A 25,346-nucleotide genomic window follows, 5' to 3' on the forward strand; every position below is an offset into this window, starting at 1 on the left:
CTCCCGGAGATGGCCGCGTCTGGCCGGATTCGGCCAGAACCCTACGGCTGATACGGCTCCAGGATCTCCCATGCCGGGTCGGGCTGGGACGAGACCTTGGCCCGCCCCTCCGACCAGCCCGCCGCCAGCTGGTCCAGCTCGGCGACCGCGCCGGAGTCCGGGTCGGCGTACACGTGGAACACCCGCCGCCCGTCGCCGCTCTCGTGCGCGGCCAGCACGACCCGCCCGCCCATCGCCTCGATCGACTTCTCGAAGTCCCGGAGCGCCGACGCCGACGGCTCGACCGGGAGCCGGTCCGGGTTGGCGTGGGCGTACGGCAGCGTCACCGCGACGTACAGGTCGCACAGCGGGTGGTCCTGCCGGTGCAGCGGGAAGCGCACGGCCACTCGCGCCGCGTGACCCAGCGGGGTGCGGCCCTCACCGGTCAGCCACGCCGGCTCCCGGAAGGGCGCCGCGACCTGCTCCACCACCGCGGACAGCATCGACGGCGGTAGCGCGTCCATCGGCTCGCCCGTGACGGTCGCGACGTCGCCGATCCACCGCGCGACGTCGTCCTCGCCCAGCGCCCAGTCCAGCACGCGGTACGTGAGGGTGAGCTGCGTCTCCTCCGGAACGAACAGGAAGTCCGGGTGGTAGGCGGTGACGTCGACGCGGGCCCGCCGGGCGTCCGCGCGCAGGCCCGTCCGTACGTAGCTCAGATCGAACTCATGGTCGTCGAGCTGGAGCTTGCCCTCCAGCATCGCCGGGTCGGCGGCCCGCGCCGGGCGGTACTCCCAGCCGTCGTCGGGCGCCGCCTGGAACCAGCGCTCGGCGATCCCGCGCAGCTCGCCCACTCCGCCGCCGCTCACCGTCAGACTCGGCCCCGGCCCGATCTCCCACTCCAGGTCGGGGTGCATCGCCTCGATGTACGCGGCGAGCTGTTCGGCGAGGTCGTCGGGAACGCCGTCGTTCAGCCGTTCCCGGGCCTCCGGCCACCATTCCCAGAACCGGGCGATGGCGGGGTCGGGCGAAGGCGTCCCTGGAGAGCGTCGGAAGATTCCCATGGTGCGGCCAATCGTACGGCCGACAGTGACCTCTCCAGCCTAATCACGCCCGATTTCCCACCTCGATCTTGCGCCGTCGGGCCCGACGGCGCATCGCGCACAGTGACCGGCCGTGTGCGGAACGGCTTGACAGGGGTGCCGCTGTAGGAGAATAGGAGCAGCCGACCTCATCGGGGTCTGGAAGTGAAGCCGGGAACCCCCGCACAGCCGGGAGCCCGGCTTCGCGCGTTCCTCCGGTGGTCACGCCACCTCGATCAGAGTCGTGTGAGGCGCGTACCACCTCGACCAGTTGTCCTTGCCCCCCACGAGATCGCGCCGCCAGGCCGCCGCGGCCGCGTCGGCGGTGCCGCGCGGAAGGGGAGGCCGAGCGCGTACCCTCGTGTAGGTCATGACTCTTCGCGTACTCGCCGCCATGTCGGGCGGTGTCGACTCCGCCGTTGCCGCCGCCCGTGCCGCCGAGGCCGGCCACGAGGTGACCGGCGTGCACCTCGCGCTCTCGTCCAACCCGCAGTCGTACCGCACCGGCGCGCGGGGGTGCTGCACGCTCGAGGACGCCCGGGACGCCCGCCGGGCGGCCGACGTGATCGGCATCCCCTTCTACGTGTGGGACATGGCCGAGCGGTTCGATCGTGACGTCGTCCAGGACTTCGTCGCCGAGTACGCCGCGGGCCGTACGCCCAATCCGTGCCTGCGCTGCAACGAAAAGATCAAGTTCCAGGCGTTGCTGGACAAGGCGCTGGCGCTCGGGTTCGACGCGGTCTGCACCGGCCACCACGCCCGGCTGGCCGACGGGGTCCTGCGCCGCAGCGTGGATCTCGGCAAGGACCAGTCATACGTCCTGGCCGTCTGCACGCGCGAGCAGCTGGCGCACGCGATGTTCCCGCTCGGCGACACGACCAAGGCGGACGTTCGGCGGGAGGCCGAGCGGCGCGGACTCGCGGTCGCCGACAAGCCGGACAGTCACGACATCTGCTTCATCGCCGACGGTGACACCCAGCGCTTCCTGGCCGACCGGATCGGCGCGGAGAAGGGGCCGATCGTCGACACGTCCGGGGAGGTCCTCGGCGAGCACGACGGGGCGTACGCCTACACGATCGGCCAGCGCAAGGGCCTCCGGCTCGGCCGCCCGGCGTCCGACGGCCGGCCGCGCTACGTCCTCGACATCTCGCCCGTGACCAACACGGTGACGGTCGGACCGCGCGAGGCGCTCGACGTCCAGGAGATCCACGGTGAGCGCCCGGTCTGGCTGGCCGAGCCGCCCGCCGCGCCGCGGGACTGCCAGGTGCAGCTGCGGGCGCACGGCGAGGTGTACGACTGCACGGCGACGCCGGACGGGGACGTGCTGCGGATCTCGCTGCGCACGCCGGCGCGCGGGGTGGCCAAGGGCCAGGCGGCGGTGCTGTACGACGGCGACCGGGTGCTGGGCTCCGCGACGATCGCGGCGACGTTCTCCGCGGCGAGCGCGGTGCGGGCCGGCGCCTGAGACCCATCTTTCAGGGGCGCTGCCGGGCCGTGCCCACGATGCGCTCGAGCGCGGCGGCGTGCGCCGCGAAGGCCGCGTGGCCGTGGTCGGTGAGCCGGACGAGGGTCCGGCGCGCGGTGCCGGAGCGCTCCTTGCGGACGGCCACGTAACCGGCGTTCTCCAGGGCCGTGATCTGCTTGGAGAGGGCCGAGTCGCTCGTGCCGATCGTCTCGCGGAGGAACCGGAACTCCACCCACTCGGCCGGGGCGAGGAGGGCCACGATCGACAGCCGCGCCGGCACGTGGATGAACTCGTCGAAGCCTTCCTCCATCACGGCTCCCGGCGGAGCGTGGCCTTCATCGCCCGATTCAACCACGGCGTCATCAGGACCCACGCCAGCGCCATGGCGGCCGCGCCGATGGTCGAGGGGTGCGACCAGTCCGCCAGCGAGGCGACGACGTACAGCCCGATGAAAGCGGTGATCATGGCTGCCATCATCGACAGCACGAGCAGCGCCGACCTGTTCGTGTAGCGGGAGCGGCGCAGCCGCGCCGTGCGCGACCGGTTCGAGATCACGCTCAGGACGAGGAGCAGCGCGATACCGGCGGCCTGGTAGGGCAGGCATCCGGAGACGTAGTCGGGGACGGCGCCGACGGCGCACAGCAGGACGGCGACGCTGACGAGGTACCACCGTGGTACGGGCCCGAGGGCGGCGTCGGTCGTCTGGTCCTCGCGGGCCCGGATCTCGCGCAGGGCGTCTTCTGGGGTCATGATTCCTCCCGTACGGCCAACTTTCCTCTCAGGAAAGTAGCACCTGCTTTCCTCTGAGGAAAGTAGGTGTGGCGACCGGCGTCCGCCGGGCCGGCCGCGTTAGGGTCGGCAGAATGAGATTCGGTGTTTCGACCTTCGTGACCGATGAGGGCATCGCGCCGGCCGCCCTCGGCCGGGCGCTGGAGGAACGCGGGTTCGCGTCGCTGTTCGTAGCCGAGCACACCCACATCCCGGTGAGCCGCGAGACGCCGTACCCGGGCGGCGGGGACCTGCCGCGCGTCTACTACCGCACCCTCGACCCGATCGTCTCCCTGACGGCGGCGGCCGTCGTGACCGAGCGGCTCACGCTGGGCACCGGGATCGCGCTGGTCCCGCAGCGCGACCCGATCGTGTTCGCCAAGGAGATCGCCTCGCTCGACCTCGTCTCCGGCGGCCGGGCCGTGCTCGGTATCGGCGGCGGCTGGAACCGCGAGGAGATGCGCGACCACGGCACCGACCCCAAGACCCGGATGGCGCTGATGCGCGAGCGGGTCCTCGCCATGCGGGAGATCTGGGCGAACGACGAGGCCGAGTTCCACGGCGAGTACGTCGACTTCGACCCGATGTTCTCCTGGCCCAAGCCGGTACGGACGCCGCCGGTCCTGGTCGGCGGCTGGGGGCCGAAGACGTTCGACCGGGTCCTGGAGTACGGCGACGGGTGGATGCCGATCGCCGAGGACCCTGCCCGTATCGCCGAAGGCGTCCGGGAACTGCGCGAGCGCGCCGGTCGGCACGTCCCGGTCACCGTGTACGCCACGCCCGCGAGGAAAGAGGCCGTCGACGCGCTGGCCGCCGCCGAGGTCGACGAGATTCTGCTGTTCCTGCCGACCAAGCCCGCCGATGAGACGCTGCGCCGCCTCGACACGATGGTCGGCCTGATCACGGGTTAGGTGCCGAGCCGCCGCGGACGGAGCGGTCTCGCGGCGGCGCCCGGCCCTCCCGCACAGACCCGCTCGCCGGCGATCGCCGCGAAACACCCGCACTGTGGCAGGACCGGCTGAAATGATCTGCAGGAGCAGGCACCGGCGTCCTCGGGTGAAGGGGTTGTGCGCTGATGGATCGGTTGCGGGCGGGCGATCCGGAGTGGGTCGGACCGTACCGCCTGCTCGGCAGGCTGGGCGGCGGGGGAATGGGGCAGGTGTTCCTCGGCCTGTCCCGGGGCGGCCGGCAGGTCGCGGTGAAGGTGGTCCGCCCCGAACTGGCCGACGACGCGCGGTTCCGTGAGCGGTTCGCCGCCGAGATCGCCGCGGCCCGCAAGGTCGGCGGTTTCTTCACCGCGCAGGTCGTGGACGCGGACCCCGACGCGGACCCGCCGTGGCTGGTGACCGCCTACGTCCCGGGCCCGTCGCTGGAGCAGGCGGTCCACGAGCACGGTCCGCTGCCCGGCGAGACGGTCAGCGTGCTGGGCGCGGGACTGGCCGAAGGGCTGGCCGCCATCCACCGGTGCGGCCTGGTGCACCGGGACCTCAAACCCGGCAACGTGATCCTGGCCGAGGACGGACCACGGGTCATCGACTTCGGCATCGCCCGCGCCCTCGACGCCACCCACCACACCGCCTCGATCACCGGCACCCCGCCGTTCATGTCCCCCGAGCAGACACGGGGCCAGGAGATCGGGCCGGCCAGCGACGTGTTCTCCTTCGCGTCGGTGCTGGTGTACGCGGCCACCGGCCGCACACCCTTCGGCGAGGGCCCCACCGACGCGATCATCTACCGGATCCGGCATGACCCGCCGGACCTGTCCGGCCTGCCCCCGCACCTCACCGGTCTGGTCACCGACTGCCTGGCCAAGGATCCCGAGAGCCGGCCGAGCGTCGACGACGTCATCGACCATCTCGCCGGTCCGCACATCTCCAGCCGATGGCTGCCTCCGGCCGTCACCACCGCCGTCGCCGAACGCAGGGCCGAGGCCGACGCGCTTCTCCACCCCTCCCGAGGATCCACCGACGAGACCGGCCGCTGGGGAGCCCACGACCGGGGGCAACGCGGCGCGGCGAGCGGCGCCGGGAACCCGGGTACCGACCTGGGCCATGCCGAGACCATAGGCCCGAGCGCGTTCGACGGCCGCGAGGCGTCACGGGCCGCCCCAGGGCCCGCGACCCCGCAGGACCCCGGCCGGGCCGGCCCTGCCGGCCCTGCCGGGCCGGGCGCCCCGGTCCGCCGGTCACGCCTCCGGGCGTCGGTGCTGCCGGCGTCTGTCCTCCTGGCCGCGGTGGTGGTCGCGGCGACGACGGCGTTCGTGCTCACCCAGAGGCACGGCGGCACGACGCCCGGCCCCGCACCGACTCCGGCCCAGAGGCGTGGTGGCAGTGGTGGTCACGCCCCGGCCCCGGTGAGTGGAGGTGGCAGTACTCCCACCTGGCACCTGCTGAAAGTGGTCGATCTGAACACTACGAACGCGCTCGGGACGGTCGCCTTCAGCCCGGACGGCAAGACCATCGCCGCGGGCGCTCCTGACGACGACAAGATATGGCTGTTCGGCGACACCATCGCGGCCCGGACACTCTCCGGTCCCAGCGGAGTGAGCTCGGTGGCGTTCAGTCCGGATGGCCGGACCCTCGCCGCCGGCGGCCACGACGACAAGGTGTGGTTGTGGGACGTGACCAGCGGCGCTCCCACCGGCCATGCCCTGACCGGTCACACCGACACCGTGTACTCGGTGGCGTTCAGACCGGACGGCAGGACCCTCGCCTCCGGCAGCGCCGACAAGACGATACGACTGTGGAACACCGCCCCCGGGGCTCCCCTCGGCCATCCCCTCACCGGTCACACCGACAGCGTCTACTCGGTGGCGTTCAGCCCGGACGGCCGGACCCTCGCCTCCGGCGGCCGCGACACACTGCGGCTGTGGAACACGGCCACTCAGGCTCCGATCGGCCAGGCCATCACCGGTGGCACCTATTCGGTGGCGTTCAGCCCGGACGGGAAGACCATCGCCTCGGACGGCGATGCCGATGACGTGCGGCTGTGGGACGCGGCCACCGGCAATCCCGTCGGCCATCCCTTCACCGGTCATACCGACACCGTGTTCTCGGTGGCGTTCAGCCCGGACGGCAGGACCCTCGCGGCCGGCGGCGACGACCAGGAGGTGCGCCTGTGGAATACCGCCGACGGCGCGCCGATCGGCCAGCCCCTCGGCTACTCGGACGACATCATGGCGATCGCCTTCAGCCCGGACGGCCGGACCCTGGCCTCCGGGGGTAGGGACGGCAAGGTACAACTGTGGGGACTGAGCTGACCGGCCAGATCATCGCCTGACCTCATCCGAGCGCCCGGCGGAATCGGTCGCCGAGGCCCGTCAGGCGGTCGACCGGCTCGTTGGCGAACACGAGCCGCAGGTACCGGCTCCCGCCGGGACCCCAGCCGTCCATCGGCGTGGCCGCCACCTTCGCCCGGTCGAACAGGCGCCGGGACAGGCCGGCCGGGCTCAGCCCCAGCGGCTCGGCGTCGATGAGCAGCGACCACCCGCCGTGCGGCCGGACGACCGGGTACGCGGCGAGTTCGCGCAGTACCGTGTCGCAGCGCCGCCGCCACTCGGTCGTGGCGGCGGCCACGTCGGCGTCGGCGTCCGGCGCGTCCAGCGCGGCGGCGACGGCGCCCTGTGCCAATCCGACCTGGCACACGACGTTCGTCAGCCCGACCAGCCGGACGTCGGCGAGAAGGCCGGCCGGGCCGACCACCCAGCCGACCCGCCAGCCGATCATCCGCAGCTCCTTGGAGGCCGACCCGACGGTGACGGTCCGCCCCGCCAGCCCCTCGTGGGACGCCGGGTGGCTCGGCGGCAGGCCGTCGAACCGGAGGCGTTCCATCGCCGCGTCATAGATCAGCCAGGCGTCATGGCGCTCGCAGGCGTCCGCGAGCGCCGTCCAGTGCCGGTCGTCGAGCACGAGGCCGGTGGGCATGGCCGGGCCCATCATCAGGACCGCCGCCGTCCGCGGGCCGACGGCGGCCGCGAGCCGCGCGGGATCCACGGACCAGCCCTCCGCCGTGGCCTCGGCCGGGACGAAGCGCGGCACCCCGCCCGCGAGGCGTACCCGGTTCACCAGACCGGCGTAGACGGGGTCGCACAGTACGACCTCCTGGCCCGGCTCGACCGTCGCCAGCAGCGTGTTGAGGATGCCGTTCAGCCCGCCCGCCACACTGACGCACTCGGTGGCGGGGTCGTACGAGCGCCCCGCGATCCGGCCCACGTGCGCGGCCGCCGCGGCCCGGAGCGACCGGTGGCCCTGGAACGGGAGGTAGCTGTTGGCGGCATCGTCGTCGATGGCCGCACGGGTCGCGGCGAGCGCGACGGCGGGCGGCCTGAGGTCGGTGTCGAGGTTCTCCAGCCGCAGGAAGTCCGGGTCGGCGAGGGCGTCGGCGGCGTCTCCGACGACGTCCACGCCGATTCCCGGAATACCGCGAAGCCGGGTGACGGTCATGCGCGGGCTCCGTTCACTATGTCGCTACGTGTGTACCACTATGCTGATACGCATGGACGTAGGGCAAGTGGTCGGCGGCAACCTGCGGAGGCTGCGTACGGCGGCGGGCATCTCCCTGGCGGACCTCGCCGCGGCCGGCGGGATCGGCAAGACGACGCTGCACGGCATCGAGCTGGGCCAGGCCAACCCGACGCTGAGCACACTGTGGGCGCTCGCCACGGCGCTGAAAGTGCCGCTCGGTGAGCTGCTCGAAGCGCCCGCCTCGGCCGTCGAGGTCGTACGGGCGGCGGACGACCGCCCCCGCGCCGAAGGCGACGCCGTCAGCGCCCGCCTGCTGCACCGCATCCGGATCCGCGGCACCGTCGAGGTGTACGACATCGAGGTCGCCCAGGCCGACCGGCACTCGGCCGCCCACCTCCCCGGCGTGGAGGAGTGCCTCGTCGTGACGGAGGGCCGCGTCACGACCGGCCCCGCCGACGCCGCCGAGGAGCTGGAGACGGGCGATTCCATCCGCTTCGACGCCACCCGGCCGCACGTGTACCAGGGACGCGGGCCGCGCAACCGTGCCGTCCTCCTGATGCTGCACCCCGAACCCTGACCCGGCCGGACCCTGCTGCGGCGCCGGCGCGGGTGGCGCCACTGACCGCGTCGAAGTCGCGCGAATCGCGGGAAAGAGGGTCAGCCGTAGGCCCTGGTGAGGGAGCGGATCGAAGGGCGCAGGAGCTCGACGATATGATCCGGGTCGCCGTCGGCCAGGTGATCCAGCTTGATCAGATGCCGGCCGAGGGCGACGCCGATGAGGACCGTGCTGACCAGGGCGGCGCGCAGAGCGGACGCCGGTGCCCTTCCGGACGCTTGCGGATCGCCCGGTGAAGTCACTGTCAGCGGGCGCGCGTCAGTCCTGGCCGGTGACGGCCTGCGTCTCCTGCTCGGCCATCTCCTGCAGCGGCACCTCGTCGATGTTGCCGAGGATGACGCCGACCCAGTCGGTGTCCGGGTAAATGGTCCAGTTGGCGCCGATACCGGGGGCACCACCGCCGCGGGTCCATGTCCACTGGCCGTTGACGATGGCGACCGGCAGCCCGTAGGCCTCGAACGACATGTTGGCGGGGGCTGCCCGGAAGCCCTCGGTCTGAGGCGTATGGGGGATCTTCGCCCCGGTGAACAAGTCGGCATAGTGCCGGTCCAGCACCGTGCCGTCACGCAGCGCGTGCGCGAACCGGACCAGGTCCGGCGCGGTGGCGAAGCCGCCGTCGCCGGGGGCATCGATGAAGCTGCGGCCTGGGTTCTTGCCTGGTTCGTACGGGCGCGGACTGCCCTTGTCGAGATTGCGGACCGCGTCCACGACGCTGCCGTCGGCCAGCGTCATGTACGGGTGCGCGATGTGCTCGTCGGTGAGCCACTGCGGCCGGGTATAGAAGCCCGAGCCGGTCATGCCGCAGCGTCCGGGGCCGATGATGCGCGGCGCTCCAGGCCCGTATTGAAGACGGGAGGGCGTATCGCGGGCGTATGCGTTCTTCGAGCTCCCTCGCGGTGGCAACGCGACAGAACGGCGACGAGGGCGGGTCGGGCGCCGCCCCGCCGTGGGAGCGCGGCCGGTGGTGGCCGGAGATCCATCGCCAGCCTTTAGGCTTCTGCTGTGCCTGATCTTCCGTGGACCATCGAAACCGCGACCGGTGTCGGATCGCATCCCGGAGATGATCCAGCCGAGGCGTTGCGGATCGTCCTCGGTGAGCTCCCCGGCCTGCCGTACCTCCCGGAGCTGCCCGGACGCGGCCCCGGCGCGGACATGATCGGGCGCGCCGCCGGACTGCTCGTCGAACTGGCCGTCGCGCTGCAACCGTCCGGGTGGAGGTTCGCCGACCGGCCGGGCCGCGACACCACCCGGGCTCGGAGCATGCTCGCCCAGGACCTCGACACGCTGGAAGAGCAGGCGAGGGAGTACGAAGGGCCGTTCAAGATCCAAGTGGCCGGGCCGTGGACCCTCGCCGCCTCGATCGAGCTGAGGCACGGCGACCGGGCGCTCCGCGACCCCGGCGCCGTACGCGACCTGATCGCCTCGCTCGCCGAGGGTGTCGCCGCGCACGTCGCGGAGGTGCGCCGCCGGCTCCCGCGCGCGACGATCCTGCTGCAACTCGACGAACCCGGCCTGCCCGGTGTGCTGGCCGGAACCGTGCCCACCGCGAGCGGCTTCTCCCGGCTTCCCGCCGTCGAGGCCCCGCTGGTCGAGGACGGCCTGCGCAGGATGATCGAGGCGACGGACGCCTTCCCACTCGTGCACTGCTGCGCTCCGCGCGCCCCGTACGGCCTGCTGCGCGCCGCCGGAGCGAAGGCGGTCTCGGTCGACGCCGCCTTGCTGCGCCGGGAGGACGAGGACACGATCGGTGAGGCCGTCGAGGCGGGCACCGGCTTCCTGCTGGGCATCGTCCCCGGCACGGACGCGCCGCTGCCCGCGCCGAAGGCGTCGCTCTCCCGCGTCCAGGAGCTGTGGCGGCGGCTCGGCTTCTCGCCGCGCGTCCTCGCCGAGGGCGTCGCCGTCACCCCCGCCTGCGGCCTCGCCGGGGCGAGCCCCGGCTACGTACGCGCCGCGTTGAAGCACTGCCGTGAGGCGGCTCGCGTACTGCGGGAGACCGCCGAAGACTGATCGCGGTCAGAGCTTCGGGGGAGCGCCGAAGAGCGGGGCCATCCGCCGGCCACGCGGCCGCTACTTCGCCGTCCTTCTGCCGCTGACGCTCCGCGCCACGTCGGCGGGAGTGTCCGTCGGGCACGGCCTTGTGCCGCCGGATCATGCTGCTGACCGCTCCTCCACCGGACGCTCGCCGGGAGTGCTGTGTCCGTGATCGCAGCCTTGCTCCTGTTTCGGCGGGGTTGCTCACCCGATAGGCCCCCATGGACCGCGAATGATCAATATCGTCTGATCGTCTTCGGCAACGAGGGCCCGGCGGGGTCACAGCACAGCAGGGAGGAGCAGCTGCCATGGCGCGGTTGCGAGAGGCGGAGCAGGGCGAGGACGGCTCTGCCGCCAGACGGAGTACGAGCGGTTCCGCCGCCGGAAGAGCGAAACGCAGGCCCACCGCCAGCCGGAGGAAGACCGTCCCGGCGGCAGAGCCGAAGGAGACCGGGGCGGCGGCGGAGCGGAAGAAGACCGCTTCGGCGGCAGGCCGGGGGAAGACCGGTGCGGCGGCGGAGCGGAAGAAGACCGGCGCGGGGGCGGCGCGGGAGAAGGCCGGTTCTGCGGCAGGCCGGAGGAGGACCGCTTCGGCGGAGCGGAAGAAGACCGAGACCGCGGAGGGGCGGAGAAAGAGCAGGCCGACGACCAGGAGGAACAGGAGCGGGCGCGGCCTGCTGGCGTCCCTGCGGGGCCTGGCGTTCGGCGCGGGCGGCGTGCTCGCCGCGATCGGCGTTCTGGCTCTGGCGGGCTGGCTGCTGACCTTCCCGCTCGGCGATTTCCGCTACTCGTCCGGGATGTCCGGGACCCCGGGGACGTTCACGGCGGCACAGTGCCACACCACCGGGGCCGGCAAGAACGAGAAGCGCGTCTGCACCGGGACGTTCGTGGCGGCGAAGGGGGGGATCGTCGACGGATCCGCGCGGATCAGCGACGCTCGGGTCGACGTCGGCAAGCCCGTGAAGCTGCGCCGCAGGCCCGACGGCGGGTACGTCCACCCCGGTGCGATGAACGCCGGGATGAACCTGGCGACCGCGTTCGGGATCGTGAGCCTGGCCGCGTTCCTGCTGGTGGTGCTCTGCGTGTCACCGGGACGGGTCTCGGCCGGCAGCTACAAGCGGCTGCGGAAGAACCCCCCTCCCTGGGGGACGCTGCTGACCGTCCTCGTCCCGGTGTTCGGGGTCTCCCTGGCCCTGGCCGCCCTGTGCGCCGTGGTCGGCTTCCTGCTCTCGCTGATCTTCTGATACCGGGAAGAGCCGGGTCAGCCGGCCGCGGTCCCGACGACCCGGCGCGGGCTGATGCGGATGACGACGCGGACGATCTCTGGCGGGAGTTCCAGGTACTCCTGACCGGCGCCGGGTCCCTCGTACTGCCCGGCGAGCTCGACGGCGAACCGCCTGCCGGTGTCCTCGGTGATCGTGGCCGTGCCGCGCACCTCGACGTACCGCAGCGGGTCGTTCCGGTCGAAGACGGTGAGGCCGGCCCGGGGATCGCGGCGCAGGTCGGCCTCCTTGCGGCGCCCGGCGCTTCCTGGTCTCCTTCTCCCGAGGTGGTCAGGCGGCAGGCCTGGTGGCGGGCTGGACCTTGAAGGAGATGGCCTCCATGAGGGCCTTGTGCTTGGTGTTCTGGAAGGCGGCGACCTTCCAGTCGCCGCTCTCCTGGCGGACCAGGGTGTAGGTCTGGATCTTGTGGAGTCGGCCGGGGCGCCCCTTGTGGACGTCGCCGCGGGTGATGACCACGGCGGTGTCGGGACCGGTGAAGCGGACGTCGACGATCTCGCTGGTGAGCCGCGTGCCCTTGAGGAAGCTCTCGAACAGCGCCTGGTGGGCGGCGCCGATCTCCGCGCCGCCGACGTACAGGGTGCCGACGTAGGTGATGTAGGTGGCGTCGGCGGTGAACTCGGCGCCGTAGGCGGCTCCGTCGCCGGCGTTCCAGGCGGCGGTGAGGCGGTCCAGAACGGCGGTGACGGCGGCGGTTGAGGTGTTCACGACATGGCCCCTTCGTGGTAGCTTCCTTCAGGCATTTAGTGCTCAGAAGATTTCTCTTCTCTGAAGAAGAGATTATGGAAGGGGATCGGGCGTGTCAACACCGGAGGACGCGGGAGCGGTGTACCGGCGCTACCTCAGCGCCGTGCTGCTGCACGGTCACGCCAGTGCGAAGGCCGTCGACCTGGGCGCGACCGACCTGTACGCGCTGAACATCCTGGGGCTGGGCGGCCCCATGACCCCAGGTGAACTCGGCCGCCGTACCGGCCTGACCACCGGACCCACCACTCGGCTGATCGACCGTCTCGAACAGGCCGGATACGTCCGCCGCGTTCCCGCCCCTGACGACCGCCGTAAGGTCATCGTCGAACCTGTCGCCGGTCCCGGCGGTCTCGACGCGGCCCTGGCCCCGGCCCGTCAGAGGATCGGCGCCATCATCCAGGGCTACTCGCCCGAACAGCAGGCCGTCCTCTTCGACTACTTCGCGCGCGCCGCCGACGCCTACCTGGAGGCCACCGCGGAGCTCACCGGCAGGGCACGGCCCGCCTCTGCCGACGGTTAGGATGCTCGCCCATCGGCGGGGCGGAAGAGGGGGGCAGCGCGTGGAACGAGCCGGCGAGGCGCTGACAGGAGGTGACCGTGGGCCGTTCGGCCCGCTCGTCACCGTGGAGTGGCTCGCCCACCGGTCGGGCGCGCCCGGCCTGGTCGTGCTCGACGCGTCCGTGGGAGCGCACCGCGGGGCCTCCCGGCGCATCCCGGGCGCACGGATCTTCGACATCGACGGGGCACTGTCCGACCACTCCGATCCGCTGCCCCACACGATGCCCGCGGCGGACCGGTTCACCGACGAGATGCGCTCCCTCGGACTGGACGACGACGGCACGGTGGTCGTCTACGACGCGGCGGGAATCTACTCCAGCGCCCGGGCCTGGTGGATGCTGCAGTCGATGGGCTTCGACCGGGTCGCCGTACTCGACGGCGGCCTGCCCGCCTGGGAGGCGGCCGGGCTCCCCGTGGAGAGCGGCCGGCCCGCGCCCGCGCCGCGGCCGGGGACCTTCACCGCCCGCCCCCGGCCGGGGTGGATCGTCGGCGGCGACGCGGTGGCGGCCGCCCTGGTGGACCCGGCTTCGGCGGTCCTCGACGCCCGTTCCCGTGACCGGTTCTCCGGTACGGCCCCCGAGCCACGCCCGGGACTGCGCGGAGGTCATATGCCCGGGGCGGTCAACCTGCCGTTCGGCGAGGTCCAGCGGGAGGGCCTGATGCGCCGCGCCGCCGAGCTGACGGGGATGTTCGCGGGCCTCGTGGCGGACCGCGAGAAGCTGATCTTCAGCTGCGGGTCAGGTGTCACCGCCTGCGTCCTGGCACTGGCGGCCAGGCTCGCCGGGTACCGCGATCTGGCCGTGTACGACGGGTCCTGGAGCGAGTGGGGACTGCCCTCGGACCGCCCCGTGGTGACCGGCCGGTAGCGCGGCGCGCAGGCCCGGCGGTCCGCATGCGCCGGCCGTGTCCGAGGCGGCGTACCGACTCCCTCCGGATCAGCGAGCCGCAGGTCAGAAGTGTCACTGGCACGCGAGACACTATGAGCAGTGGCAGTCGCTAGGCAGGGAGAGACACGTGGCGACAGGCGTACCCGACGCGGTTCGGCAGCGGCACGCGGAGCTGGCCTCAGAGCTCGACGAGGCCAACTACCGCTACTACGTCCTCGACTCCCCGACGATCAGCGACGCGGATTACGACCGGCTGATGCGCGAGATCCAGGCGCTGGAGAAGGCTCATCCCGAGCTCGTCACGCCGGACTCACCGACGCAGCGGGTCGGCGCGCCGATCACGACCGACTTCGCGACGGTCGAGCACATCGAGCGGATGCAGAGCCTCGACAACGCGTTCAGCACCGATGACCTGTCGGCGTGGCTGACCCGCGCGGAGAAGGAGGTCGGCTCCGTCGCCGACTTCCTGTGCGAGCTGAAGATCGACGGGCTGGCGGTGAACCTGACGTACGAGAACGGCCGGCTCGTCCGTGGCGCGACGCGCGGCGACGGGCGTACGGGCGAGGACGTCACCAACAACATCCGGACGATCGAGGCCGTGCCGCTCCAGCTGGAGGGTGACGACGTGCCGGAGCTGCTCGAGGTGCGCGGCGAGGTCTACCTCCCGGTCGAGGCGTTCGAGAAGCTCAACGAGGGGCTGGTCGAGGCGGGCCGGGCGCCGTTCGCCAACCCGCGCAACGCCGCCGCCGGGTCGCTGCGCCAGAAGGACCCGCGGGTCACGGCGCGGCGCCCGCTGAGCATGATCGTGCACGGGTTCGGCGCGTGGCGCGGCGGGAAGCAGCCGGACAGCCAGTCGGACTCCTACGCGATCATGCGATCGTTCGGCCTGCCGGTCAGCGACCGGGTCAGGGTCGTCGACGGCCTCGACGACGTCCGGGAGTTCATCGAGTACTACGGCGAGCACCGGCACGAGCCCGCGTACGAGATCGACGGCGTGGTGGTCAAGGTCGACCAGCTCGCGCTGCAGCGGCGGCTCGGGTCGACGAGCCGGTGGCCGCGCTGGGCGATCGCGTTCAAGTACGCCCCGGAGGAGGTCAACACCAGGCTCCTCGACATCAAGGTCGGGGTGGGGCGCACCGGCCGGGTGACGCCGTACGGCGTGATGGAGCCGATCAAGGTGGCGGGCTCCACGGTCGCGTACGCCACGCTGCACAACGCCGACGAGGTCAAGCGCAAGGGCGTGAAGATCGGCGACATGGTCGTCCTGCGGAAGGCGGGCGACGTCATCCCCGAGATCGTGGGGCCCGTCACCGGCCTGCGCGATGGCACGGAGCGGGACTTCGTCATGCCGAGCCGGTGCCCCGAGTGCGGCACCGAACTGCGCGCGCAGAAGGAGGGCGACGTCGACATCCGCTGCCCGAACGCCAAGGAGTGCCCGGCGCAGCTGCGGGAGCGGGTCTACTTCGTCGCCAGTCGCAACGCCTTCGACATCGAGGCGCTCGGTTACGTCGCGGCGACCGCGCTGACCCAGCCGCTGGAGCCGGCGGACCCGCCGGTCAAGAACGAGGGCGACCTCTTCCACCTCACCGTCGAGCAGTTGCTGCCGATCAAGTCGGTGGTCCGCGAGCAGCGCACCGGCCTGCCCAAGATCGACGAGAAGACGGGCGAGGAGAAGGTCGTCACCTTCTTCGCCAACAAGTCCGGTGAGCCGAAGAAGACGGTGGAGAAGCTCTTCGAGGAGCTGGAGAAGGCCAAGAAGCAGCCGCTGTGGCGGGTCCTGGTGGCGCTGTCGATCCGTCACGTCGGGCCGACGGCGGCCCAGGCGCTCGCGCGGGAGTTCCGCTCGCTCGACCGCATCGCCGCCGCGTCGGAGGAGGAGCTGACGGCGGTCGAGGACGTCGGGCCGACCATCGCCGCGTCGGTCAAGGAGTGGTTCGGCGTCGACTGGCACCGCGAGATCGTCGAGAAGTGGCGAGCGGCGGGCGTGCGGATGGAGGACGAGGGCGCGGAGGAGGGCCCGCGGCCGCTGGAGGGCGTCACCGTCGTCATCACCGGGTCGCTGGAGGGCTTCAGCCGTGACTCCGCGACCGAGGCCGTGCAGAACCTCGGCGGCAAGGTGTCCGGTTCGGTGTCGAAGAAGACCGGGTTCGTCGTTTACGGCGAGAGCCCCGGGTCGAAGTACGACAAGGCGGTCAAGCTGGGGGTGTCCCTGCTGGACGAGGCGGGCTTCCAGGTGCTGCTCGACAAGGGGCCGGATGCGGCCAAGGAAATCGCGACCGTCGGAGAGGAGTGATTCCTCCAGAATCTGGTCAGGCTGACCTGCGGGGCGATACTGTACGGTATCGATCGATTACCGAGGGGTTGCCCAGCGGTCGAGCACAGGCGTAACGCAACGTGCGCAATCGGTTCCGCGAAGTTGCTCGGACGTCGTAGTCTCCCCTCAGCACTACTTGTGTCCGTCCAAACACCATCGCCTCCCCCCAAAGCGCAAGATTTGGGTGTAACCCCCCGAGGACGTGATGAAGGACCCGAACAACACGCGGGACACCGTCCCCCGGCGTGGCTCTCCGTTGTGGAGCTACGTCGTCTGTGTCACGGTGGTCGGCGTCGCGGCCCTTGCCACTTCGTTCGCCGGTCTGGGCGTCGCCGACCTCCGGACGCTGGTCGGCGACCCGCTCTTCTGGATCCTGGCGTTCCTGATCGTGTGCGGCGAGCTCAAGCCGATCATCACGCCGGGCTCCACCGAGACCACCGGCGCGACGGTCTCGACCACCTTCACCTTCGCCACACTGATCTACGCCGGCCTGCCGACGGCGCTGCTCCTGCACGCCGTCGCGACCGTGGCCACCGGCATGCTGCGCCGGCGCGCCCTGCACCGCACGGCCTTCAACGTCGGGCAGTACACCCTCAGCTTCGCCGCGGCGGGACTGGTGCTGCTCGCGGCCGGCATCACGGCGTCGCCGACGCACCCCTGGACCCCGCACGCCCTCGACCTGCCGACGATGCTGCTGGCCGGGGTCTCATACTTCGTCGTCAACCTCGTGCTGGTCAACACCGCGATCGCGCTGCACGAGCGCACCTCCGTGTTCAAGACCATGCGCTGGAACCTCGGCCTCCAGCTCCTCGTGCACAGCGCGCTGCTGGGGCTGGCGCCGCTGGTGGTCGTGGCGATGAGCTGGTCGGCGGCTTTCGTCCCACTGTTCGTCCTGCCGTTCATCGCGGTCTACATCAACGCCTCGGTGTCGGTCAGCCGCGAGTACCAGGCCCTGCACGACGGCCTCACCGGCCTGCCCAACCGCAAACTCCTCATCATGCGCACGGAGGAGGCGCTCGCGCAGGCGCGTCACCAGGCCGAGCGGGCCCTGACCGCCCGGGGCCGGGACCACGAGCCGCCCCGGCGGGTCGGTCTGTTCCTCCTCGACCTCGACCGGTTCAAGGAGGTCAACGACACGCTCGGCCACCCGACCGGCGACCGGCTCCTGCAACTGGTCGCGCACCGCCTCACCCACAGCGTGCGGCCAGGCGACCTGGTCGCGCGGCTCGGCGGCGACGAGTTCGCGGTGCTCCTGCCCACCGTGCGTGACGCGCGGGGTGCCCGCGAGGTCGCGGCGCGGCTCCGGGCGGCGCTGAACGAGCCCGTGCGTCTCGACGGCATGTCATTCGACCTGGAGGCCAGCGTCGGCATCGCCCTGCACCCCGACCACGCGCCCGACTTCGAGCTGCTGATGCAGCGCGCCGACGTCGCGATGTACGTGGCGAAGGAAAATCGCACCGGGGTAGAGATCTATTCACCGGATCGGGACCGCAACTCGCCCGAACGCCTCGGCCGGCAGGGGCAGTTGCGCCGCGCGATCGACCGCCGCGAACTCGAGCTGTTCTTCCAGCCCAAGCTCTACCTCGGCAACGGCCGCCCGGTCGGCATGGAGGCGCTGCTGCGCTGGCGGCACCCGCAGAAGGGGCTGCTCACCCCCGACCAGTTCCTGCCGATCGCCGAGCAGACCTACCTGATGCGCGGCATCACCGACTTCGTGGTCGACGCCGCGCTCACCCAGGTCGCCCGATGGTGGAAGGCCGGGCTCCGCGTCCAGGTCGCCATCAACGCCTCCGGCCGTGACCTGCTCGACTCGGCGCTCACCGAGATGATCGCGGCGGGCCTGCTCCGGCACGAGGTGCCGCCGCGGGCCCTGCAGCTGGAGATCACCGAGCGGATCCTGATGACCGAACCCGCCTACGCCGCCGACACGGTCGGGGCCCTGGCCGAGCTGGGCATCCCGCTCAGCCTCGACGACTTCGGCACCGGCTACTCCTCGCTCGTCCGGCTGAAGAGCCTGCCGGTCGAGGAGATCAAGATCGATGCCTCCTTCGTCAGCCGCCTGAACGAGGCGGGTGACGACGCGGTCATCGTCCGGTCGATCATCGATCTGGCCCGCACCCTCGGCCTGCGTTCGGTCGCCGAGGGCGTCGAGAACGCCGAGACCGAGCACCTCCTGCGCAACCTCGGCTGCGACGCCGGCCAGGGCTACCACTTCCAGGCGCCGATGTGCGCCGCGGAGGCGACCGACTGGCTGCGCGAGCACGTCGCGAAACTCGAGGCCCCCGAGGGCGCGGCGCTCTGACGCGCCTCCCGCCGGGCACGCGGAGGACCACCGTGCCTGCGGTCGCCGGGCCCGGACGAGGGCCCGCCGGTGGGGCGCCCACTGCCTGAGACCGCCGCGGCGCCCGCACTCGGCGCCGCCGCGCCGCCCCGCGGCGCCCGCGCTCGCGACCTCCGACTCGCACGACCGAGGGTGCCGACGAAGCCGCCCTCCGCCGAACCGCCCGGCCGGGTCCTCGTTCCGGCCCGGATCGCGGCCTCCTCGCCAGCCCTGCGTAAACCGCGTGTTAACCGGTCGTGGCCGGTTCGGACCGCCCTCTAGGATGGCTGGGAACCCATCGATCGCAGAAACGGTTTCGACATGCTTAACGAGCACGCCGCCCATGGCTCCGCCGCCGCGGGCCAGGCCCGCGGCGGCGGAGCCATCACCCGCGATGAGGTCGCGCACCTCGCCCGGCTGTCCCGGCTGGCGCTGCGCGAGGACGAGCTCGATCACCTCGCCACCCAGCTCGATGACATCATCTCCGCGGTCGCGCGCGTCCAGGAGGTCGCCGCCGAGGACATTCCGCCGACCTCGCACGCGCTGCCGCTGACCAACGTCTTCCGCGCCGACGAGGTGCGGCCCTCGCTCACGCCCGACCAGGCGCTGTCCGGCGCGCCCGCCGCCGACGAGCAGCGTTTCAAGGTCCCGCGGATTCTCGACGAGGAGGCGTGAACATGCGGAGCGAACGCGACGCAGCGAGCGGAGTGGCCGGCCGAGGCACGAGGCCGTCCGCGGAGCGAGTGAGGAGCGCGAGCGACCAATGAGCGCTGACATCATCAAGAAGAGCGCGGCCGAGCTGGCCGGGCTGATCTCCTCCGGCGAGGCGTCGGCGGTCGAGGTGACCCAGGCGCACCTGGACCGGATCGCCGCCGTCGAGGACTCGGTCAAGGCGTTCACGCACGTCGACCCGGAGACCGCGCTCGCGCAGGCCCGCACGGTCGACGAGCGCCGCGCGGCGGGGGAGGCGCTCGGCCCGCTGGCCGGGGTGCCGATCGCGCACAAGGACGTCTTCACGACGATCGACATGCCGACGACCGCCTCCTCCAAGATCCTGGAGGGCTGGCGCCCGCCGTACGACGCGACCGTCACGCGGCGGCTGCGCGAGGCGGGGCTGGTCATCCTCGGCAAGACCAACATGGACGAGTTCGCGATGGGCTCCTCGACGGAGAACAGCGCGTTCGGCCCCACCCACAACCCGTGGGACCTGAACAAGATCCCCGGTGGGTCGTCCGGCGGGTCCTCGGCGGCCGTCGCGGCGTACGAGGCGCCCCTGGCGACCGGCACCGACACCGGCGGCTCGATCCGCCAGCCCGCCGCGGTGACCGGCCTCGTCGGCATGAAGCCGACCTATGGCGGGTCCTCGCGCTACGGCCTGATCGCGTTCGCGTCCTCGCTCGACACGCCGGGCCCGCTGGCCCGTACGGTCCTGGACGCCGCGCTCCTGCACGAGGCGTTCTCCGGGCACGACCCGATGGACTCCACGTCGATCGACCAGCCGGTGCCGCCCGTCGTCGAGGCGGCGCGCCGCGCCGAGGTCGGCGGCCTGCGGGTCGGCGTCGTCAAGGAGTTCGGCGGCGAGGGGTACCAGCCGGGCGTGCTGGCGCGGTTCCACGAGGCCGTCGAGGTGCTGGAGTCGCTCGGCGCCAAGGTCGTCGAGGTGTCCTGCCCGCACTTCACGTACGCGCTACCGGCGTACTACCTGATCGCGCCGTCGGAGTGCTCGTCCAACCTGGCCCGGTTCGACGGCATGCGCTACGGCCTGCGCGTCGGCGACGACGAGACCCGCTCCGCCGAGGAGGTCATGGCGCTCACCCGCGCCGAGGGCTTCGGGCCGGAGGTCAAGCGCCGGATCATGCTCGGCACCTACGCCCTGTCGAGCGGCTACTACGACGCCTACTACGGCAAGGCCCAGCAGGTCCGCACGCTGATCGCCCGTGATTTCGACGCGGCGTTCGAGCAGGTGGACGTGCTGATCTCGCCGACGACGCCGACGACCGCGTTCGCGATCGGCGAGCGCGCCGACGACCCGATGGCGATGTACCTCGCCGACCTGTGCACGATCCCGTCCAACCTGGCCGGCAACGCCGCGATCTCGGTGCCGTGCGGCCTGGCGGACGAGGACTCCCTGCCGGTCGGCCTGCAGATCATGGCACCGGTCCTCGCCGACGACCGCGTCTACCGCGTCGGTGCCGCCGTCGAGCGGGCCCTACAGGACCGCTGGGGCGGCCCGCTCCTGGCCAAGGCCCCCGAACTCTGATCGGGCCCGAAGGGACTGAACTACCGATGAGCACGGAAACGCTCGTGCCGTACGACGAGGCGCTGGCGAGATACGAGCCGGTGCTGGGCATCGAGACCCACATCGAGCTGGGCACGAAGACGAAGATGTTCTGCGGGTGCGCGACCGAGTTCGGCGCGGAGCCGAACACCCAGGTCTGCCCCGTCTGCCTGGGGATGCCCGGGGCGCTGCCGGTGACGAACCGCTCGGCGATCGAGGGCATCATCAAGATCGGCCTGGCGTTGAACTGCTCGATCGTCGAGTGGTGCCGCTTCGCCCGGAAGAACTACTTCTATCCGGACATGCCGAAGAACTTCCAGATCTCGCAGTACGACGAGCCGCTCTGCGTCGACGGATACCTCGACGTCGAGGTCGATGGGGAGACGTACCGCGTCGAGATCGAGCGGGTCCACATGGAGGAGGACACCGGCAAGTCGCTGCACGTCGGCGGCGCCACCGGCCGCATTCACGGAGCCGACTTCTCCCTCGTCGACTACAACCGGGCCGGCATCCCGCTCGTGGAGATCGTGACCAAGCCGATCGTCGCGACCGGTGACAAGGCGCCGCTGGTCGCGCGGGCGTACGCCACCGAGCTGCGCGAGCTCGTGCGCGCGGTCGGCGTCTCGGACGTGCGCATGGAGCAGGGCTCGATGCGCTGTGACGTCAACGTCTCGCTGATGCCCAAGGGCGCGTCGGAGTGGGGCACCCGCACGGAGACCAAGAACGTCAACTCGCTGCGGTCCGTCGAGCGTGCCGTCCGGTTCGAGATCGAGCGGCAGGCCGGCGTCCTGGACGCGGGCGGCAAGGTGATCCAGGAGACCCGGCACTTCCAGGAGGGCACCGGCACGACCACGAGCGGGCGCAGCAAGGAGGAGGCGCAGGACTATCGCTACTTCCCCGAGCCCGACCTGGTGCCGATGGCGCCGTCGCGCGAGTGGGTCGAGCAGCTGCGCGCCTCGCTGCCGGAGCTGCCGGCCGCCCGCCGCCGCCGGGTGCAGGGCGAGTGGGGCGTCGCCGACAAGGAGCTGCAGGACATCGTCAACGCCGGCGCGCTCGACCTGATCGAGGAGACGGTGCGCGCGGGCGCCGAGCCGGCCGCGGCCCGCAAGTGGTGGATGAACGAACTGTCCCGGCGGGCCACCGAGCAGGGCGCCGAGCTGGCCTCGCTGCCGGTGACCCCGGCCGACGTGGCGCGGGTCAGCGCGCTGGTCGCCGAGGGCAGCATCAACGACAAGCTGGCCCGGCAGGTCTTCGACGGCGTGCTCGCCGGTGAGGGAACGCCGGACGAGGTCGTCGAGAAGCGCGGTCTGAAGGTCGTCAGCGACGAGGGCCAGCTCGGCTCGGTCATCGACGAGGTCATCGCCGCCAACCCTGACATCGCGGACAAGGTTCGTGGCGGCAAGGTCGCGGCGGCCGGCGCGCTGGTCGGCGCGGTCATGAAGGCCACCCGCGGCCAGGCCGACGCCGGCCGGGCCCGCGAGCTGATCATCGAGAAGCTCACGAGCTGACGGCCGGACCGGCCGGCCCGTGAGCTGATCGTCGAGGAGCCGGCCGCCGGGCCGGCCAACGCGTGAGCCGATCGCCCGGAGGCCCGTGAGCCGGCGGCCGCGATCACGCGGCCACGCCGAACCGGGCAGGACGAGAAACGACGGCGGCCCCGGACCCGTACGGGTCCGGGGCCGCCGCTCATCTATCGGCGATCTCTACTGTCAGGGAACCCGGACGACGAAGGTCGTCGAGGCGACTCCCTCGTTGGAGTGGACGGTCGCGGTCACGGTCGCCACGCCGGATCCGACGGTGCGGATGACGCGGTCGGCCTCGACCTTGACCACCTCGGGGTTGTCACTGCGGTAGGTGACGCGCATCCCCGCGGGCAGCGGCGTGCTCTGGCCCTTGGTGATGTATCCGTAGATGCTCTCGTCCTTCATCGACACCGTGAGCTGCGGGTCGATCGTGGTGCCCTTGTCGAAGGTCACCCGCTGGACGATGCCCTGGGCGGCGTCCCCGGCCTGGGCCGGCTTGGCGGTGACGACCGCGGGCGACGGCTTCAGCGTGCCGTCGACCTTGAGGTCGGCCTTCGCCGCGACGTCCCCGCTGGAGCTGCCGACCCGCAGTTCGTACGTGCCCGGGTCGACGACGTAGCGGTTCGCGGACTCGTCGAAGAACGCGAGCTTGGACGCCGGGAAGGTCAGGCGGACCGTCTTGCTCCGGTGCGGGTCCACGTTGACCTTGTCGAACGCCTCGAGCCGCTGGGCCGGGCGCTCCTTGCTCGCCGGCTCGAACGGGGTGCTCGCGTACAGCTGCGGCACCGTGGTGCCCCGCGTGTCACCGTTGTTGGTGACCTTCACGGTCGCGTGGACCGTGCCGTTCGCGTCCACCTTCTTCTCGACGTTCAGGTCCGAGTAGGTGAACTGCGTGTAGCTCAGGCCGTACCCGAACGGGTACGTGACGTCCCCGTTGAAGTACATGTAGGTGCGGCCGTGGCTGGTGGAGGTGGGACGGATGGCGTAGTCACCGATCGCCGGGAGCTGGCTCTGGTCCTTGTACCAGGTGAACGGCAGCCGCCCGCTCGGGTCGATCTTGCCGAGCAGCACGTCGGCGAGCGCGGCGCCCTGCTCCTGGCCGTTGTAGGAGCTCCAGACCATCGCCGGCACCTGCGACTGGAAGCTGTTCGTGTCGACCTGGCCGACGGTCTCCAGGTACGCGACGGTGTGCGGGTTGCGCGCCGCGACCTGGCTGATCAGCGACGCCTGCGCGCCGGGCAGCGCCAGGCTGGTGCGGTCGACGTCCTCACGGGAGTTGCTGGAGTTCGTGCCCGCGATGACGATGACCACGTCGTACTGGTCGGCCGCCGCGACGGACGCCGCGTCGACGGTGCTCTGGCCGTTGCCGGTGACGCCGGGGTAGTAGTCGACCGTGGCGTCCGGGTTGAGCTTCTGGACCGCGGCCTTGATGCCCTGGTAGGGGTTCACCTGCTTGGCGACCCCGGAGGGGCCTTCGTAGGTGGCGTAGCCGCCGAGGAAGAGCGAGGCCGGGTTGGCGTAGGCGCCCATGACCGCGACCTTGTAGGAGCCCTTGGCGGGCACCTTCAGCGGCAGCAGGCCGTCCTTGGCGCCGGTGGCCGGGTCGTTCTTCAGCAGCACGAGGCTCTGCTGGGCGGCCTGCTGCGCGAGCGCGATCCGCTCCGGGGTCTGGGTGACGGCCTTGTTGGCGTCGGAGTTGACCCAGGTGATCCCGCCCAGGCGGGCGCGGGCGTCGCGGACCCACGACACCTGGTCCTCCTGGTCGAACTCACCGGTCTGGATCCGCGCGGCGAACAGCCGGGTGACGGAGACGTCGACGTCGTTCTCGTTGAAGACGCCGGTCTGGGTGGTGATGTGCTTGGCGACCGCGTCGGGGACGGTGTTCGCGTAGTTGTACTGGTCGCGGTAGCCGCCGTTGCAGTCCAGGTCCTCACCGGCGGTGATGGCGTAGGCCATCCGGCCGTACTGGTCGAGCGGGGCGGACGCGCCCGGCGGCTGCCAGTGGTGACCGCCCTGGATCTCGAACACCGCGTCGCAGTCGGAGGTGAAGTATCCGCCGAAGCCCCACGTCTGCCGGGCCAGCGTGTCCATCAGCTGGACGCTCGCGGCGGCGGGGACGCCGTTGACCCGGTTGTAGGAGCTCATGATCGAGCCGGGGTTGGAGCTCTGGATGATGTCGCGGAACTGCGCGGTGTAGTACTCCCGCAGCGTCCGCTGGTCCATGTCGGACGTACCGGTGCGGCGGTTGTACTCACTGTCGTTGGCGGCGAAGTGCTTCAGCGTGGCCAGCGCCTTGCTGTAGCCGTTCGCCGACTCCGGCAGCCTGCCGTTCTCGTCCTGACCCTGCAGGCCGTTGACGAACTGGCCGGCGAGGGCGGCGGTGAGGGTCGGGTCCTCGCTCCACGTCTCGTCGTTGCGGCCCCAGCGGGGGTCACGGCCGAGGTTCACGGTGGGCGAGTAGAAGTCGAGGTTCTGCCTGTTGTTCGGCATCACCTCGCGGGCCTCGTCACCGATGGCGCTCGCGACCTTGTGGACCAGGTCGGGGTTCCAGGTGCTGCCCATCGCCAGGTCGACCGGGTAGGAGGTCGTGTTCGTGGCGGGCGGCGGGTTCGAGGTGCTGCCGGTGATCGCGGCGACGCCGTGCGAGGCCTCGTTCCACCAGCCCCACTGCGCGACACCGAGCCGGGGGATCGCCGGCGCGATGTTGCTGTTCATCTGCTGGGCCTTCTCGGCCAGCGTCATCCGGCCGACGAGGTCGGCGGCCCGCTCGGCGGGCGTGTAGTGGGGATTCAGGTAGATCGGCGTCGGTGTGCCGTCGTCCGCCGACGCGGCCGGCGTGCCGGTCGCGACGGCGGCGAACAGAGCCGCCCCCGTCGCGAGCAGCGCGATGGATCGTCTTCTCACAGATACTCCCAGGACGCACGTGGTGTGTCACGACCGTTCACGCTCTGGTCACTGACACTTGTGGCGGGACTGTAGAAACGCCGGTTAATCAGCGTCAAGGAATAAAAACGGCCGCAAACGGCCATCATTAA

Annotated in this window: 22 protein-coding genes; 13 read left to right on the forward strand and 9 right to left on the reverse strand. The window is 71.5% G+C overall.

Annotated features, from left to right (window positions below; all coding sequences use genetic code 11):
* Positions 1-41 precede the first annotated feature (41 nt).
* Positions 42-1,043: a DUF695 domain-containing protein gene (locus NE235_RS24400; protein ID WP_252806861.1), complete on the reverse strand. Its 1,002-nt coding sequence runs from the start codon at positions 1,041-1,043 to the stop codon at positions 42-44.
* Between the two features lie 388 nt (positions 1,044-1,431).
* Between NE235_RS24400 and mnmA the strand changes: the two genes are divergently transcribed.
* On the forward strand, positions 1,432-2,526 hold the full coding sequence (gene mnmA / locus NE235_RS24405; RefSeq protein ID WP_252806863.1) for a tRNA 2-thiouridine(34) synthase MnmA: 1,095 nt from the start codon (positions 1,432-1,434) through the stop codon (positions 2,524-2,526).
* 10 nt (positions 2,527-2,536) lie between these two features.
* Here the strand turns inward: mnmA and NE235_RS24410 are convergent, their stop codons facing one another.
* Together NE235_RS24410 and NE235_RS24415 are read right to left on the reverse strand one after the other, a co-directional pair.
* Positions 2,537-2,836, reverse strand: a complete 300-nt coding sequence (locus tag NE235_RS24410) for a transcriptional regulator (RefSeq protein WP_252806865.1) — start codon at positions 2,834-2,836, stop codon at positions 2,537-2,539.
* Positions 2,836-3,276: a hypothetical protein gene (locus NE235_RS24415; RefSeq protein WP_252806867.1), complete on the reverse strand. Its 441-nt coding sequence runs from the start codon at positions 3,274-3,276 to the stop codon at positions 2,836-2,838. The genes NE235_RS24410 and NE235_RS24415 overlap by 1 nt, the downstream gene beginning before the upstream one ends.
* A 113-nt stretch (positions 3,277-3,389) precedes the next feature.
* On the opposite strand from NE235_RS24415, the gene NE235_RS24420 reads away from it, so the two are divergent.
* Both NE235_RS24420 and NE235_RS24425 read left to right on the forward strand, forming a co-directional pair.
* The gene (locus NE235_RS24420) at positions 3,390-4,205 is read left to right on the forward strand and encodes an LLM class F420-dependent oxidoreductase (protein WP_252806869.1); all 816 of its coding nucleotides are present in this window, start codon (positions 3,390-3,392) and stop codon (positions 4,203-4,205) included.
* Between the two features lie 164 nt (positions 4,206-4,369).
* Positions 4,370-6,553, forward strand: coding sequence for a WD40 repeat domain-containing serine/threonine protein kinase (locus tag NE235_RS24425; RefSeq protein ID WP_252806870.1), 2,184 nt, complete (start codon positions 4,370-4,372; stop codon positions 6,551-6,553).
* Between the two features lie 22 nt (positions 6,554-6,575).
* Here NE235_RS24425 and NE235_RS24430 read toward each other — a convergent pair whose 3' ends face one another.
* Positions 6,576-7,736, reverse strand: a complete 1,161-nt coding sequence (locus tag NE235_RS24430) for a pyridoxal phosphate-dependent aminotransferase (RefSeq protein ID WP_252806873.1) — start codon at positions 7,734-7,736, stop codon at positions 6,576-6,578.
* A 52-nt stretch (positions 7,737-7,788) separates the two neighbouring features.
* Here NE235_RS24430 and NE235_RS24435 point away from each other — a divergent pair, with 52 nt between their 5' ends.
* Positions 7,789-8,334, forward strand: a complete 546-nt coding sequence (locus NE235_RS24435; protein ID WP_252806875.1) for a helix-turn-helix domain-containing protein — start codon at positions 7,789-7,791, stop codon at positions 8,332-8,334.
* Between the two features lie 80 nt (positions 8,335-8,414).
* Here NE235_RS24435 and NE235_RS24440 read toward each other — a convergent pair whose 3' ends face one another.
* Both NE235_RS24440 and NE235_RS24445 read right to left on the reverse strand, forming a co-directional pair.
* Positions 8,415-8,615, reverse strand: coding sequence for a TetR/AcrR family transcriptional regulator (locus NE235_RS24440; RefSeq protein ID WP_252806877.1), 201 nt, complete (start codon positions 8,613-8,615; stop codon positions 8,415-8,417).
* Positions 8,616-8,631: 16 nt separating this feature from the next.
* Complete coding sequence (locus tag NE235_RS24445; protein ID WP_252806879.1) at positions 8,632-9,171, reverse strand: beta-lactamase family protein; 540 nt, start codon at positions 9,169-9,171, stop codon at positions 8,632-8,634.
* Between the two features lie 204 nt (positions 9,172-9,375).
* Here NE235_RS24445 and NE235_RS24450 point away from each other — a divergent pair, with 204 nt between their 5' ends.
* Positions 9,376-10,380 carry a methionine synthase gene (locus NE235_RS24450; RefSeq protein WP_252806881.1) on the forward strand — a complete coding sequence of 335 codons (1,005 nt, stop codon included), beginning with the start codon at positions 9,376-9,378 and terminating at the stop codon, positions 10,378-10,380.
* Between the two features lie 332 nt (positions 10,381-10,712).
* Entirely contained in the window at positions 10,713-11,648 is a 936-nt protein-coding gene (locus NE235_RS24455; protein ID WP_252806883.1) for a hypothetical protein, read from the forward strand.
* 17 nt (positions 11,649-11,665) lie between these two features.
* Here the strand turns inward: NE235_RS24455 and NE235_RS38855 are convergent, their stop codons facing one another.
* Positions 11,666-11,839, reverse strand: a complete 174-nt coding sequence (locus tag NE235_RS38855; protein WP_252806885.1) for a pyridoxamine 5'-phosphate oxidase family protein — start codon at positions 11,837-11,839, stop codon at positions 11,666-11,668.
* Positions 11,840-11,957: 118 nt separating this feature from the next.
* Positions 11,958-12,392 carry an SgcJ/EcaC family oxidoreductase gene (locus NE235_RS24465; RefSeq protein ID WP_252806888.1) on the reverse strand — a complete coding sequence of 145 codons (435 nt, stop codon included), beginning with the start codon at positions 12,390-12,392 and terminating at the stop codon, positions 11,958-11,960.
* Between the two features lie 91 nt (positions 12,393-12,483).
* Here NE235_RS24465 and NE235_RS24470 point away from each other — a divergent pair, with 91 nt between their 5' ends.
* From NE235_RS24470 to gatB, 7 genes are all read left to right on the forward strand, one after another.
* Positions 12,484-12,951 (forward strand): MarR family winged helix-turn-helix transcriptional regulator, encoded by a 468-nt coding sequence (locus tag NE235_RS24470; protein ID WP_252806890.1) that lies wholly within the window; start codon positions 12,484-12,486, stop codon positions 12,949-12,951.
* Between the two features lie 40 nt (positions 12,952-12,991).
* On the forward strand, positions 12,992-13,855 hold the full coding sequence (locus tag NE235_RS24475; protein ID WP_252806892.1) for a sulfurtransferase: 864 nt from the start codon (positions 12,992-12,994) through the stop codon (positions 13,853-13,855).
* Between the two features lie 148 nt (positions 13,856-14,003).
* Positions 14,004-16,169 (forward strand): NAD-dependent DNA ligase LigA, encoded by a 2,166-nt coding sequence (gene ligA, locus NE235_RS24480; protein WP_252806894.1) that lies wholly within the window; start codon positions 14,004-14,006, stop codon positions 16,167-16,169.
* Positions 16,170-16,395: 226 nt separating this feature from the next.
* Positions 16,396-18,492: a putative bifunctional diguanylate cyclase/phosphodiesterase gene (locus NE235_RS24485; RefSeq protein WP_252806896.1), complete on the forward strand. Its 2,097-nt coding sequence runs from the start codon at positions 16,396-16,398 to the stop codon at positions 18,490-18,492.
* 339 nt (positions 18,493-18,831) lie between these two features.
* Positions 18,832-19,185, forward strand: coding sequence for an Asp-tRNA(Asn)/Glu-tRNA(Gln) amidotransferase subunit GatC (gene gatC, locus NE235_RS24490; protein ID WP_252776033.1), 354 nt, complete (start codon positions 18,832-18,834; stop codon positions 19,183-19,185).
* An 88-nt stretch (positions 19,186-19,273) separates the two neighbouring features.
* Positions 19,274-20,770, forward strand: a complete 1,497-nt coding sequence (gene gatA / locus NE235_RS24495) for an Asp-tRNA(Asn)/Glu-tRNA(Gln) amidotransferase subunit GatA (protein WP_252806897.1) — start codon at positions 19,274-19,276, stop codon at positions 20,768-20,770.
* A 26-nt stretch (positions 20,771-20,796) separates the two neighbouring features.
* On the forward strand, positions 20,797-22,296 hold the full coding sequence (gene gatB, locus NE235_RS24500; protein WP_252806899.1) for an Asp-tRNA(Asn)/Glu-tRNA(Gln) amidotransferase subunit GatB: 1,500 nt from the start codon (positions 20,797-20,799) through the stop codon (positions 22,294-22,296).
* Positions 22,297-22,497: 201 nt separating this feature from the next.
* Here gatB and NE235_RS24505 read toward each other — a convergent pair whose 3' ends face one another.
* Entirely contained in the window at positions 22,498-25,215 is a 2,718-nt protein-coding gene (locus NE235_RS24505) for a glycoside hydrolase family 3 C-terminal domain-containing protein (RefSeq protein WP_252806901.1), read from the reverse strand.
* Positions 25,216-25,346: the final 131 nt, after the last annotated feature.

Origin of the sequence: Actinoallomurus spadix, from assembly GCF_024055725.1 — a bacterium.
GTDB lineage: Bacteria > Actinomycetota > Actinomycetes > Streptosporangiales > Streptosporangiaceae > Actinoallomurus > Actinoallomurus spadix.